The following is a 13,950-nucleotide window of genomic DNA, read 5'->3' on the forward strand; positions in this document are numbered from 1 at the left end:
TACCGTATGTCAAGGGAAACAAAGCTGATTACATATCCGGGACCCGCGGGGGTAGCGGAAAATCACGATTTCACGGTCAGGGTAAGAGCGAATGGCGGCGAATGGGAGCAGCTCTTCGTCTATGATGTCAAAGTCGACATGCATCAGGTGCGGCATGCCTCCATGGCCATGTTCGATTGCTCGGGCCCGATTGAGATTGAAGTAACGAAGAACGAGGGGACGGTCGATGCATGCGTCATTCGTCCTTTGTCGCGCGGCGTTCCTTACGTGCTAGACGGCAATACGATCACGTTGACGATTGACGGCCCGCAAAAGCTGTCGGTGGAAGTGAACGGCGAAAGGTTCCATAACCTGCATCTGTTCGCCAATCCGCCGGAGGTGAACGCGCCTTCCCCGGACGAGCCGGGCGTCGTTTACGTCAAGCCGGGCATCCACCGAACCGAGGACCTTCTCGCGCTGCTGACGGCTGCGGGAACAGACGGCCGCGAGATGACAACGCTCTACTTCGGACCGGGGATGCATCATTTAGAAGAAGTGATTTTTCGCATCCCGTCGGGGAAGACGATTTATATTGCCGGCGGAGCGGCGGTTGCGGGCTCGATGGTTTGCGACTCCGTCAGCGATGTCACGGTACGCGGCAGAGGCGTTCTTTACTTGACCGAATTCGGACGTTTTTCCGCCTTCCGAGGTGTGCGCATTATCTTCTCCCAGCGGATTCGCGTCGAGGGGATTACTCTTATCGATCCGCCGCATTACAGCATCTATATCGGCAAATCCGAGCAGATCCGGATTGCGAACTTCAAAGCGTTCAGCACGAAAGGCTGGTCGGATGGCATCGATATGATGGCCAGCTCGGATATCGAGATCGAGGATGTGTTTATGCGCAACTCCGACGATTGCATCGCGGTTTACGCCAGCCGCTGGGATTATCAGGGAGACACGAGGAATATCACCGTCCGCAATTCCGTCCTATGGGCGGACGTGGCTCATCCGATGAATACCGGCGGGCACGGCAATCACCATAAAGGGGATGTCATTGAGAACGTACTCTTCGAAAATATCGATGTGCTTGAACATCATGAGCCGCAGCCCGACTATCAGGGCTGCATGTCGATTAACTGCGGCGATAACAATACTGTCAGGAACGTGACCTACCGGAATATCCGGGTAGAACCGTTCGAGCTCGGACAGTTGTTCGATATCCGCGTGCTCCACAACCCGAAGTACAACCCGGTGCCGGGCAAACGGATCGAGAATATCCGCTTCGAGAATATTATCTGCAACGGGGATGGCGGAAATCCTTCGCGCATCGCCGGTTTCGATGCGGACAGGACGGTCGGGAATGTCGTATTCAAGAATGTCACGATCGACGGAAAGCCGGTGACGGACGCCGAAGCGGGCAGCATCCGGGTGCTTCCGTTTGTTCATAATGTCAGTTTTGAATAATCCATAATATCAATGCCCGCTATCCCCTTAATCTTCCAATTGACAAGCCTGTAGTTTCCAAAAAGGAACTACAGGCTTTTTTGTCAAATTGATATAAATTGCATCGTGAAAACATGGCGGGAGTGAACAAGATGAGCCGATTTCGCAAGCTGAGTTTGATCCGGCAAATCATTTTTTTAATCATATTGATGCTGCTTATCCTGCTTACATCGTTCGTAATTTCCGATATGATCGCCAAGCGAATTGTAGAGCGCCAAGTAACGGAGTCGGTCAGCAAGATTTTCCTGCAGGTCGAGGAGAAGATGGTGAGCTTCAATTCGGATATCGAAGGAATCTTCGATTTTCTCTTTTACAGTCCGACCATTCAAAACTATTTGGGAACGGAAGACGACCTTGAGAGAATCTTGATGAATAGGGAAGTTGTGTCGATGTTCGCGAATGCGGTCTCTTTGAAAAAAAATATAAGAGGCATCCAGCTGTTCGATAAGGACGGAAACATCATCGCGTCGATCGGGAGCGGATCCGTGCGTTCCGTTCCGTCTCCGATTCAGTCGATCGAATACTCCGGATTGCTGACTACGCCGCTGTCAGACCATCGGGACAGCAAACGGTCATTCTATGCCATTTCCACACCAATCTATCAATTGGATCAAAACAGACTCGTAAGGGGATACAAGGGAATCGGCCGTTTTTTTATGGATGCCACCAATTTCAGCCCGATACTGAAAAGCGCCAAGATCACAACGAACTCCCAGGTGCTGCTGATAGACGCCATGAACAACATCATCGCCGCGGAAGGGCCGCTTCCTCCGGATCAAACGACGTTTCAAGTCGAACAGTGGGAAGATAAGAAGGATTATATCGTTCAAACGATTACCTTGCCCCGGTCGGGATGGAAGTTGATCAGCTTGATACCGAGATACGAACTGTTGGAAGATATGGATACGGTGAAACGATTCAATGTAGTCACTTATTCTATCATGTTTTTCATATTGTGCATCTTCTTATTCATTTTCTTCACCAGAATATTGAAACCGATCAAAGAGCTGATGGATTTTATGAAGTCTTTTTCGAAGAAAGGCGGAGACAGCCGGTTCAATGTCGTTTACCATAATGAAATCGGCGTGTTGGGCTCCAACTTGAACAACATGCTGGACGACATCGATATGTTAAGCAAACAAGTGCAGTCGACCCAAGCGCGAATGTATGAAATGGAGCTCGCGAAAAAACAGATGGAAATTTCCGCATTCCGCAACCAGATCAATCCGCACTTCCTCTATAATACTTTGGAAAGCATTCGTGCCGTCGCTTTAATTTACGATGTTGAGGAGATCGCCGACATATCCGCCTCCATGTCGAACATGTTCCGCTATGCGGTGAAGGGGAGCAATTTTGTAACCGTGAGGGAAGAAATCGAGCATGTGAACGAATATTCGAAAATCATTGAGTTCCGGTTCAGAGGAAGATTTCAAATCGAAATCGATACCGACGAACGATTGATGTCGGAACGTATGCTTAAGATGCTGCTGCAGCCCATCGTTGAAAATGCCGTGTTTCACGGTTTGGAGAGAAGAATTGGAAAAGGAAAAGTTCACATCCGGGTTTGCAGAACGGACGAAGGCCAAATCGGAATCACCATTCAAGATGACGGACATGGGATGGATGAGGTCCGCTATTCCGACTTGACGAGCAAGCTTCATCGTTATGCCGATTCTGGAGCGCTCTTGGATAAAGACACGGGTAAAGGAATCGGGTTATTGAACATTTATCGGAGAATGAAGCTGTTTTACGGCGATGGGGCGGATATGAAGATTTGGAGCCGGTTGCATGAAGGCACGACCGTCTGCATCACATTCCCGATGATTGTCCCACACATGGAAGAAGCGGGAGGGGAAGCTTCATGTACCGAGTATTGATCGTGGACGATGAGCCATTGGTAACCTGCGGCATTGCCAGACTAATCGATTGGAAGAGCAAGGGCTTTATTATTATTGGGGAAGCCTTTGACGGACTATCGGCATTGCAGACCATCAGAGAACAAAAACCGGATGTTGTCATTTCGGATATCCGGATGCCCGGATTGGACGGCATTGAGCTGTTGGATCGGCTTCAAGAGGAAGAAATAGAAGCAGAGGTAATCCTTGTCAGCGGCTACGCCGAATTTGCCTATGCTCAACAAGCGATCAAACTCGGCGCATTCGACTATTTGTTGAAGCAAATCGACAAAACACTGCTGGCAAAAACGATAGATCGGTTAAAAGAGAAGCTGGATAAAAAGAAGCAAGAGGCGAAGGAGTTTGATTTGTTGCTGAACGATCTGTTCGATTTATTCGAGCCCGACAACAAAATCAAAATTCATAATTTCTTGCTGAATAAAGGATACGACTTCTCGTATCCCCATTACCGGTTTATTAGTTGTTTGTACCCGTCTGAAACCGCTTCGGGATTGCATGATGATGCGCCATACGGCAATGAAATGAATGTAATCCGTTTCCGCACCGGGCAAAACAAGCTTTCGTACTTGATCAATTATGATGAGTTGAACAAGCCGATCGGTTTTCTGGATTTCATTTCGGATCATTCGAACGACTGCCTGAACGTCGGAATTAGCGGCATAGGAGTATATTCGACGCCGATCGCCAAGCTTTATCAGGAATCGGATATCGCTCTCTTCAGCGCGTTCAGCCAACCGGAGAGCCGCATCATTAAATATAAGGAATCCGAAATGCCTGCGGAGCTGACGAAGTCGATTTGGAATATTGAACTTGCGATCAAAGAGCATAAGCAGGAGCTGATTCTTAGAAGATTGGATGAGTTGTCGGAGGAGTGCGTATCGCAACGATTGTATATCGATCATGTTTCCAATGTGTACAATCAGATCGTCTCGCTCATTTACAAGTATTACAGTGACAGCTATACCGCCGCCAGTGAAGTCGAGTATTCCAACTACTATCAAATTGTCCGGCAATACCGTTCGATCGAGCAGATGTTTGACTCGGTCAAAGCGTTGTTCGGGAGCGCTCAAGCGGATATTTCGGTTTCAAACGAGCAAGCCAGGAGGATTATAGAGGATATAGACGCTACTTTCACAGAAGAAATTTCCTTGAATCAACTGGCGAAAAAATACAAGGTCAGCCTCGCATACATTAGCAAACTCATTAAGAAGGAAACCGGGAAGACGTATTCCGATTATATACTCAATAAAAGATTGAGCTTGGCCAAGGAACTGCTGTCCGACCCTTTCTTGTCGATCCACGAAATCGTTCACCGTGTCGGGTACAAAGATTATTTCCACTTTAATAAGCTGTTCAAGAAACATTTCGGCATTACGCCCAGCAAGTACCGGAAAATTTAACTTCGTGAACAGAACACCAAAATTATCAAATCCAAACATATGGCGTGTACAGGCGGCAGGCTAATATGAAGGTGTCAGAAATCAAAGCCAAATAGGGGAGGTTGTTTTTCAACATGAAGTTAAAGTCGGTATTGGCAGTTGTTTTGGCGCTGGTCCTATTGCTTTCCGCATGCAGCACAAGCGGTGGAAATGAAAGCGCCAACACTTCAAATGAACAGAAGTCCGGTACAGAGACTTCGGGAGGGAACGATAAGCCGTCGGGCGAGCCGACGAAGCTGGTTTGGTTCTCGTCGATCGATTTCTGGAATCCGCCTTCCGTATGGAGCACGGATCCGAACACCGTTCCAGGCAAAATCACAGAGAAAACGGGCGTGACCTTCGAATTCAACATTCCGGCGCAGGACGGGGAAACGAAGCTGAACTTGATGCTCGTATCGGGCAACGATTTCCCTGACGTTATCACGATAACGAACGATGTGTTGGGCAAGAAATTGATTGAGGCCGGAAAAGTTTGGGACTTGGACGAGTTTATTAAAAAATACGATCCGGAATCCCATCTGTTAAAAGATTTTCCGGCTGACGTGAAAGCAACGATCGTATCGCGGGACGGCGGCTTCTATGCGTTCCCGAGCCATATCGGTTCGGAGGATGCAAGAAAGGAATATCCGCCTGCCGGCGAATTCTATAAGGATATGACCGAATACTTATCCAACGGGGCCATCGTTGTCAATGGAAATTTGTTGAAAGAGGCCGGTCTCACGCTGGATGATATTAAAACCGAAAGCGGACTCCTTGCCGCGTACCAGAAAATCAAGGATATGGATCTGAAGGTCAATGGGGCGCCGGTCATTCCGTTGCTCTTGGATGGCAAGGGTTATATGTATCCTACTGTGGGTTTCCTGCTGGATTCGTTCGGGTACATGCCGGTTGACAAGGACGGTAACTTTAGAGACTCACTGCTTGCTCCTGAAATGAAATTAGCGTTGAAGTTTCTCTACAAAGCGCAAAAGGGCGGCTATTTCGATTCGGGCCAAATGACGGTTGACAACGCCGCAGTCAAGGCGGATATGGCTTCGGGCCGGGTGTTCACCTTCATCGGCAACTCGGCGAACACGTCCTTCCAAAATAACGACTACTGGACATCTCCTGGTCCGATCTTGTCGGATGCCGGCACGAAGCCTGTGCTCGGGAGGAACAAGCGGGCCGGCGGAGGCTGGATGAAGACATATATATCCAAGAGTGTCAAAGATCCGGAGAAAGTTGCGAAATGGCTCAGTTTTATGAGCAGCAGGGAAGGCATGATGCTGCATATATACGGCATAGAAGGGGTTCATTACACTCTCGATCAGGACGGACTTGTGGTCAAGACGGAGCAAGGGATCAAGGATGCCCAGGAATATATGAAGACAGGACTGAGCGCCTTCTGGCCGTTCCACCACACTTCGTTCTCTTGGAGCACACAACAACCTCCTAATGAGAAAACGGATATTCAAGCTGTGACGGCCAACAGAGTTCAAACTGCATACGGAAAAGCGCCGGAAACCCATATTTATAACAATGCGGCATTTGGGCTTCCAGGGGATTTATTCCCGCCTGACAGTAAATTCGCCAACGATGAACTGCAGATTAAAGCGTATAGAGAGTCACAGATCACCAAGATCGTCATGGCCAAAAATGATGCCGAGTTTGAAAAACTGTATGAAGAGATGATTACTCAGCTGATGAAGTTGGGGATTGAGCAGCTGAACGCGGAAAAGAACAAGTACGTTCAACAAAAACTAAAAGAATACGGAATCGATGTGAAAGGGATCAACTCCTGATTGCATTCGCAACGAAGTGCGGTGCCAAAGCGCGGCTTGAATCTCGTGCTTTGGCACTGCAACTGTTTGGATTGGAGGAGAGGACATGATATCGCGCAGACAGAAGCGTTACAAGTTTGGCTATGATACCAAAACACAATTGGAATTGCTGATCATGCTGTGGCCTGCTGTGCTTCTGATCTTTTTGTTTGATTTTACTCCCATGTTCGGATTGTTGATGGCTTTCAAGAGCTTCGAGCCTATTATGGGTATTCAAGGCATCTTTACGAGCCCGTGGAACAATTTTCAACACTTCACGCGTCTATTCAATAATTTCCAATTTTGGCCGATGGTGAGAAATACGTTGGGAATCAATCTTCTTGGCGCATTGGTGGGAATACCTGTGACGCTCGCGTTTGCCTTGCTGTTGAATGAAATCCGCCATCCCAAATTCAAATCGTTGGTCCAAACTATTACTTATCTTCCCCATTTTCTTTCCTGGGTAATATTCGGCGGTCTGTTTATTACGCTGCTGAACACGAACGGAATCGTCAATATGTTGCTCATGAAGCTGCAATTTTTCGACAAACCCATTCAGTTTCTGGGCGATCCGGCATATTTCTGGGGCGTGGCGATCGGAACTTCGCTGCTTAAGGAACTCGGTTGGGGAGCGATTCTTTACTTGGCGGCCATAGCGGGTATCGATCAGAGCTTGTACGAAGCCGCTGCGATCGATGGCGCGGGGCGGTTGAAACGGATGATTCATGTTACGATTCCCGGGATTTTGCCGACCTTGATGGTGTTGATCATATTTGCCGTAAGCGGCATGCTGAATAACAACTTCACACAAATATACGTGCTTCAGAACAGCTTGAACTTGGAAGCGAGTCAAGTCATCGATACGTATGTATATCAAATCGGCTTGCAGCAATTCCAGTTTGCCCAGGCGACGGCGATCGGTTTGACGAAAGCGGTCTTCGCGCTTCTGCTGCTGGCCGGAGCGAATATGCTCTCGAAAAAATTAACGAAAACAGGCTTGTTTTAAGGGGAGATTGATACGATGGTTGGTGGCAAGAGCTTCGGAGAACGCACATTTCAATATTCGAATGTCCTGATTATGGTCGTTCTGATGGTCCTGACCATATATCCGTTCTGGTTTTCACTGATCAGCTCCCTGAACAACGGCGATGATTTGGTGCGTGGACCTGTGTTTCTTTGGCCGAGAGAGTTTACATGGGCGAGTTGGCAGACGGTGCTGGCGGATCCCGGCATTCTCAAGGCGTTGTGGATTACCGCCTCGCGTACGGTCATTGTGACCGTTGTTTCCATCCTGCATACGGCGATGTTTGCCTATGCGTTCTCGCGGCCTTATTTGAGGGCCAAGAAGTTTTACATTATCGTCGGTTTCACCAGCATGTATTTCAGCGGAGGATTGATTCCTTCTTTCATGCTGATGACTTGGCTGGGGCTGTACGATACTTATCTCGTGTATATTATTCCAGCCCTCTTTGGAGGATTCTGGAATGTGATCATATTCAACGCAAACTATAAAGGTATTCCCGACGCCTTGTTCGAATCGGCCAAGATGGACGGCGCCAGCGAATTCAGGATTTTCTTGCAGATCGTCATTCCTCTCTCGAAACCGGTGTTGGCTGCTCTCTCCGTATTTACCGCCGTCGGCGTTTGGAACGATTATGCAACAACGCTTTACTTTACGCAATCCACTGATTTGCAGACATTGCAATACATGATTCTAAGATTAATACAATCCAATCGCGCGGTGGATAATATGATGAGCATGGTGCAAGAAGTCAATGTGGCGGTGTCGCAGTTGCTAAATAGCACTGGCGGAAAAGGGCTTGTAACGGCGAAGACGATAGAACTGGCTTCGATGGTCATCGCTTCGATTCCGATGATTGTCATGTACCCTTTCGCGCAGCGGTTTTTCATTAAGGGTGTATTGCTCGGTTCGGTTAAGGGTTAAAAATCAGAAAACGGTTCGCGAAAAATCCAACAATAAAAATGGTGTGAAACCGCCCGAGGGCGGTTTTTTCTTATAATGTCAGAAAGTATAAGTTTTAAGCATAAATCGCCTTTCTGACATTTCAAGAAAAACTTCCTTTAATCGCGGTCTGGCTTCTTTGAAGGTACTTCGATAGAAGTTTTTCTTATATACGAAAACCCTCAGCTCGACTGGGGCTCAGTATTTTCGCCCGTATAGTTTCGCGATATCCCCAAAACCCAACACTTTAGCGTTTACGTCCTCTTGCTTTCTTGATATAACAGTAGAACAGTAAGAATCAAAACGAAGAGGAATTGTTAATCATGATGGGACACTTTCGCGCGCTAAGCCTTACCAGGCAAATCCTTTATTTGATTTTGTTGATGCTCGTCATCCTTCTGATCTCATTCGTCATCTCGAACACGATTGCCCAACGCATAGTCGAGAGCAAGGTAACGGACTCCTCCGCCAAGTTATTGAATCAGGTTGAAGACAATATGGAAAGCTTTTATGCGGACATGGAGAGAATCTCGGATTCTATGTTGTATAGTCCGACGGTGCAAACCTACTTGAACTCGGAGGACTTCTTGTCCAGAATTCTCATGAACGATGAGATCGTATCGGTCTTCTCCAATACCACTGCATTGAAAGCGAATATCCGGGGCATCCAGCTTTACAGCCCGGAAGGAAAGATGGTAGCCGATTCAGGTATCGGGTTCGGCGAATCCGTTAAATTGCCGCCTCCTAAGATCGAATATTCCGGTTTATTGACGGATCCGAATACGGGCGAAACTATCCCGAATTATTCCATCACCGTTCCGGTCTATAATTTGGAAAAAACACCGGCCAAAGAATACATGGGAACAAGCGTATTTCTCATGGATCTCGGCAATTTCCGCAATATATTGAGGAATGCAAAAGTGACACCCAATTCCCGGCTGCTTCTTCTGGACCAAAACAAAAAGATTATGGCAAGCGAAGGAAACTCGTCCAGCCTCGATGTATCCCAACTGGAAAAGTGGAAAACCGACAACCGGTATATCGTGCAGACGAGCACGCTGTCCCGGACTGGGTGGAAGCTGATCAGCGTCATACCAAAGAACGAGCTGCTGCAAGAATTGGATATCGTTCAGAGGCTGAACATTGCGACGTATGCGGTTATGTTTTGTATACTCGCTCTTTTTCTGATCATTTTTTTCACCCGTATCTTAAAGCCGGTAAAAGCACTGATGGATTTTATGAAATCCTACCCGAAGACGGGGAGAGAAAGCCGCTTTCATGTGGTCTATCATAACGAAATCGGCGTACTCGCCGCCAACCTCAATAAAATGCTGGACGAAATCGACAGCTTAAGCAAAGAAATTCAGTTGACGCAAAAGCAAAAGTACGAAATCGAAATTATGAAAAATCAGATGGAAATTTCGGCATTCCGCAATCAGATTAACCCTCATTTTTTGTACAATACGCTGGAATGTATAAGCGCAATGGCCATCTTCTACAAGGCTCAGGATATAGCCGATATCTCCGCCTCCTTATCAAATATGTTCAGGTATTCGGTCAAAGGCGGCGATTTCAGCACGATTCAGGATGAGATATCACACATCAAGGAATACGCGAAAATCATCGGATTCCGCTTCATGGGGAAAATCCAGGTCATCGTCGACGCGGATGAACGCTTGTTGAACCTGAAAACGATTAAAATGCTGCTTCAGCCGATTGTGGAAAACGCCGTATTTCACGGATTGGAGATGAAGATCGACAGCGGCGTCGTTCGAGTTGAAGTGAAGAAGACTGCGCAGAACCAGGTTCAATACATCGTACAGGATAACGGATACGGGATGGAAGAAATCCAGCTGAAAGAGCTGGTCGCCCGGCTTAGGCAGTTTGAAAGCCAGGGCTGGATGGCGAGAGAAGCAGCGAAAGGAATCGGCTTGCCCAATATTTACCGGAGAATTAAGCTTTTATACGGAGACAAGGCCGACATGTCCATCTATAGCAAACGAGGTTCCGGCACTACCGTTACAATCACATTCCCTTTTCAAGACCATGAGGAACAACTGGAGGTTGTATAACATGCATACGGTATTGATCGCAGACGATGAACCTTGGGTTGTGTACAGGATTAGAGAAATGATCGAATGGGAAAGGCTCGGCTATACCGTTATCGCAGAGGCGCACAACGGACTGTCGGCTCTGGAGACAATTCTGGAGAAGAAGCCGGATGTCGTCATTTCGGATATCCGCATGCCCGGTTTGAACGGGATTGAGCTTTTGGAGCAAATCCGGCTCCACGATCTGCGGAGTAACGTGATCCTGATCAGCGGATATTCGGAGTTTGAATATGCCCAGAAAGCGCTGAGGTTCGGAGCCTTCGATTACTTGCTGAAGCAGGTCGACAAGGACAAGCTGACCGATGCGTTGGAACGGTTGAAAGAGACGCTCGCGGAAAAGCAGAAGGCGCAAAAAGCGCAAAAAGGTCTGGAGCTGCTGCTGGATGATCTATTCGAAATATTCGAGTCCGATGAGAATACGAAGCTGCAAAACTTCTTGACCAGCCGGGGAATCGAATGCGATTATCCGCACTTTCGGTTCATTAGCTGTCTGCATCAGCATTCATCGTTTGCGGGCGAGAGGCAGCCGGCGGTTTCCGGGATCCGCTATTTGCGGTTTCGTACGGGACAGAATAAAGTCTCCTTCCTGATCAATTATGACGAATTAAAGAATCCGGCCGGTTTACTCGATTTTATTTCAGATCATTTGTCCGACGCTCGGTGTATCGGGATCAGCGGAATCGGCGTCTATTCTGCGCCTGTCGCCAAGCTCTATCAGGAATCGGATATTGCCCTTTGCAGCTTCTTCACCCGCCCGGAAAGCCGGATCATCGAATATAAACCGGCGGCCGATCATGCTTCTGTCTTGATGGGAACGATCCTGCAAATAGAAGTGGCCGTGAAGGAGCAAAAGCCGGAGCAAGTGAACAGACTTCTGGATGAGCTAAGCGCCGAATGCAAGGAGCGGTCCATGCAGATCGACCAATTATGCGCACTGTACAATCAAATCGTGTTGCTCTTTTACAAATATTACAGCAGCACCGACACAAATTATGAAATCGAATATTTGAACTACGATCAAATCTTTCGCCAGTACAGATCGTTCGATGAGTTATTCGAAAAGCTGAAGGCCATTTTCCGGCAGCAAACCGGCGAAGAGCTGCACATTTCCAATGAGATGGCAAAGAAAATCATCGAATATATAGACTCCAGCTTTACGGAAGATATTATGCTCGTTGATGTGGCAAAGAAGTTCAATATCACCGTCGGATATGTGAGCGCCCTTATGAAGAAGGAAACGGGAAAAACGTATATGGAGTATGTGATGAACAAAAGGCTGAACCTGGCTAAAGAATTGCTGCAGGATACTTCGTTGTCCATTCAAGAGATCGTAGAGCGGGTGGGGTATCGGGATTATTTTCATTTCAACAAAATTTTCAAAAAGTATTTCGGAATAACGCCGGGCAAATTTCGAAAATTGTAGCCTTATCGAAAACTGTCGAAAAGCACAAAAAGATTAAAATGGAGACATATGATGCGGCGGGACAGCCCGGTATGATAAGAAACAGAAGTCAATCAACACAAGGGGGAACGACTGGTATGAAGTTGAAAGTGTTTTCAATACTGGCGTTGGCCGGGGCCGTCGCGCTGTCAGGCTGCAGCGCCAACCAAGCGGGAAGCGGGACAAACACCGAACCGGCGCAGCCGGAAAACACCGAGACGTCTTCGGAGACGTCTGCAGAGCCGGCAAATCTTACATGGTTTGCTACAACAGGATTTTGGAACCCGCCTCAATGGACCACTGAGTCTGCAACCGTTATGGGCGAAATGACGAAAAAGACAGGGCTCACCTTCAGTTTCAACATTCCGGCGCAGGACGGCGATACGAAATTGAACCTGATGATGGTTTCATCGTCGGACGCTTTCCCGGATGTGATTACTACTGTAGGCCCTGATATGGGAAAGAAGCTGGTTGAAGCCGGCAAGGTTTGGGAACTGGAAGAATTCCTTAAGAAATACGATCCGGAATCCCATTTGCTCAAAGATTTCCCTGAAGATGTGAAGCAGCAGATGAACAAGCATTATGGCGGCTGGTACGCGATCGGAAGTCACATGGTCAGCGATGAGGCGAGAAAGACATATCCTCCGTCGAGCGATTATTTTGCAGATGTGGCGAAGTATGCTGAAAACAAGGGCGTATTGGTCAACGCGAATATTTTGAAAGAGGCAGGCATTGAGCTTTCCGATCTGAAAACCGAGGACGGCGTACTCGCGGCACTCGAGAAAGTAAAGGGGATGAAGGTTGACGGTCAGCCTGTCATTCCGCTGCAGATTCACGGCAAAAACTACCATGGCGAAACGCTCCAGTTCCTGCAAAGATCTTTCGGCGCGATGCCGATTGATAAGGACGGTAAATTTAGAAACATCTACATGTCTCCGGAAAACAAGCATGCGATTCAGTTCCTGTTTAAGGCGGCTCAAGGAGGGTACTTCGATCCCGGTCAGATGACAACGGATAACGCGGCGATCGAAGCAAACCTGTTGTCCAAGCGAGTGTTTATGTTCATCGGAAATACGGCCCAAGGCAAATTTGATCAGCTCGATTTCTGGGTTTCACCCGGCGCGATCTTGTCGAACGAAGGCACGAAGCCTGTGTTCCTGTTCTGGTCCGAACCGGGCCGCGGCTGGATGCAGACGATGATTTCCAAGTCGACGAAAGAACCGGAAAAATTGGCGAAATGGCTCAGCTATATGACAAGTCCCGAAGGAATGACGCTCAATCACTTCGGCATCGAAGGTGTTCATTACACGAAAGACGACAAAGGTCTCATTACAAGAACGGAAGACGGAATACAAGCTCAAAAAGACAGCACCAAAACGGCAGTCGATATCTTCTGGCAATTCGCCAATATGGCATTCCTTGAACACGTACAGCCTGCTCCTACAAAGAGGGAAGGAGCCGGCGGTTTGATTGAAATGGAGGCGAAGACCGCTTACGGCAGATCGCCGGAAGTCGTCCGATATGATGCTTCCGTACTGACCTTGCCCGGTGACTTCTATGCGCCAGGAAGCAAAAATGCGCAGATCAGAGATCAAATCCAACAATTCTACGAAGCCCAGGTTGCGAAGATGGTCATGGCGAAGGATGAGGCAACGTTCGATAAGCTGTATGACGAGTTTGTCGCAAAGATGAAGGAATTGAAGGTCGACGAGCTGGATGCGGCGCAGGACGCGGAACTGCAAAAGAAGTCGCAAGAAATGGGTGTAACGGTGAAAGGCGTTAATTCATAATTGTAA

9 protein-coding genes are annotated in these 13,950 nt (G+C 47.8%); all 9 read left to right on the plus strand.

All coding sequences use genetic code 11. The features are described from left to right. The first annotated feature begins 6 nt into the window (after positions 1–6). The 9 genes from JET16_RS10675 (at position 7) to JET16_RS10715 (ending at position 13,944) form a co-directional block, all read left to right on the plus strand. A complete protein-coding gene (locus JET16_RS10675) occupies positions 7–1,446 on the plus strand; it encodes a glycosyl hydrolase family 28 protein (RefSeq protein WP_199615835.1) in 1,440 nt (479 codons plus the stop codon). Between the two features lie 131 nt (positions 1,447–1,577). After that, positions 1,578–3,362, plus strand: coding sequence for a sensor histidine kinase (locus JET16_RS10680; RefSeq protein ID WP_199615836.1), 1,785 nt, complete (start codon positions 1,578–1,580; stop codon positions 3,360–3,362). Next, the gene (locus tag JET16_RS10685) at positions 3,347–4,801 is read left to right on the plus strand and encodes a response regulator transcription factor (protein ID WP_199615837.1); all 1,455 of its coding nucleotides are present in this window, start codon (positions 3,347–3,349) and stop codon (positions 4,799–4,801) included. Before JET16_RS10680 ends, JET16_RS10685 begins: the two co-directional genes overlap by 16 nt. Before the next feature lie 113 nt (positions 4,802–4,914). Continuing rightward, on the plus strand, positions 4,915–6,621 hold the full coding sequence (locus JET16_RS10690) for a type 2 periplasmic-binding domain-containing protein (RefSeq protein WP_199615838.1): 1,707 nt from the start codon (positions 4,915–4,917) through the stop codon (positions 6,619–6,621). A gap of 85 nt (positions 6,622–6,706) precedes the next feature. Continuing rightward, positions 6,707–7,645 (plus strand): ABC transporter permease, encoded by a 939-nt coding sequence (locus JET16_RS10695; RefSeq protein WP_199615839.1) that lies wholly within the window; start codon positions 6,707–6,709, stop codon positions 7,643–7,645. Positions 7,646–7,660: 15 nt separating this feature from the next. Next, entirely contained in the window at positions 7,661–8,584 is a 924-nt protein-coding gene (locus JET16_RS10700; protein ID WP_199615840.1) for a carbohydrate ABC transporter permease, read from the plus strand. Between the two features lie 341 nt (positions 8,585–8,925). After that, on the plus strand, positions 8,926–10,674 hold the full coding sequence (locus JET16_RS10705; protein WP_199615841.1) for a cache domain-containing sensor histidine kinase: 1,749 nt from the start codon (positions 8,926–8,928) through the stop codon (positions 10,672–10,674). A 1-nt stretch (position 10,675) separates the two neighbouring features. Beyond that, positions 10,676–12,136 carry a response regulator transcription factor gene (locus JET16_RS10710; RefSeq protein WP_199615842.1) on the plus strand — a complete coding sequence of 487 codons (1,461 nt, stop codon included), beginning with the start codon at positions 10,676–10,678 and terminating at the stop codon, positions 12,134–12,136. Positions 12,137–12,252: 116 nt separating this feature from the next. After that, positions 12,253–13,944 (plus strand): extracellular solute-binding protein, encoded by a 1,692-nt coding sequence (locus tag JET16_RS10715; RefSeq protein WP_199615843.1) that lies wholly within the window; start codon positions 12,253–12,255, stop codon positions 13,942–13,944. Positions 13,945–13,950: the final 6 nt, after the last annotated feature.

The sequence above is a fragment of the Paenibacillus alkalitolerans genome (assembly GCF_016482785.1).
GTDB classification, from domain to species: Bacteria; Bacillota; Bacilli; order Paenibacillales; family YIM-B00363; genus Paenibacillus_AE; species Paenibacillus_AE alkalitolerans.

Bases quoted from the DNA above. Each gene is read 5' to 3' on its own strand.
- JET16_RS10675 (WP_199615835.1), top strand. From the start codon at position 7: ATGTCAAGGGAAACAAAGCTGATTACATATCCGGGACCCGCGGGGGTA.
- JET16_RS10680 (WP_199615836.1), top strand. From the start codon at position 1,578: ATGAGCCGATTTCGCAAGCTGAGTTTGATCCGGCAAATCATTTTTTTA.
- JET16_RS10685 (WP_199615837.1), top strand. From the start codon at position 3,347: ATGTACCGAGTATTGATCGTGGACGATGAGCCATTGGTAACCTGCGGC.
- JET16_RS10690 (WP_199615838.1), top strand. From the start codon at position 4,915: ATGAAGTTAAAGTCGGTATTGGCAGTTGTTTTGGCGCTGGTCCTATTG.
- JET16_RS10695 (WP_199615839.1), top strand. From the start codon at position 6,707: ATGATATCGCGCAGACAGAAGCGTTACAAGTTTGGCTATGATACCAAA.
- JET16_RS10700 (WP_199615840.1), top strand. From the start codon at position 7,661: ATGGTTGGTGGCAAGAGCTTCGGAGAACGCACATTTCAATATTCGAAT.
- JET16_RS10705 (WP_199615841.1), top strand. From the start codon at position 8,926: ATGATGGGACACTTTCGCGCGCTAAGCCTTACCAGGCAAATCCTTTAT.
- JET16_RS10710 (WP_199615842.1), top strand. From the start codon at position 10,676: ATGCATACGGTATTGATCGCAGACGATGAACCTTGGGTTGTGTACAGG.
- JET16_RS10715 (WP_199615843.1), top strand. From the start codon at position 12,253: ATGAAGTTGAAAGTGTTTTCAATACTGGCGTTGGCCGGGGCCGTCGCG.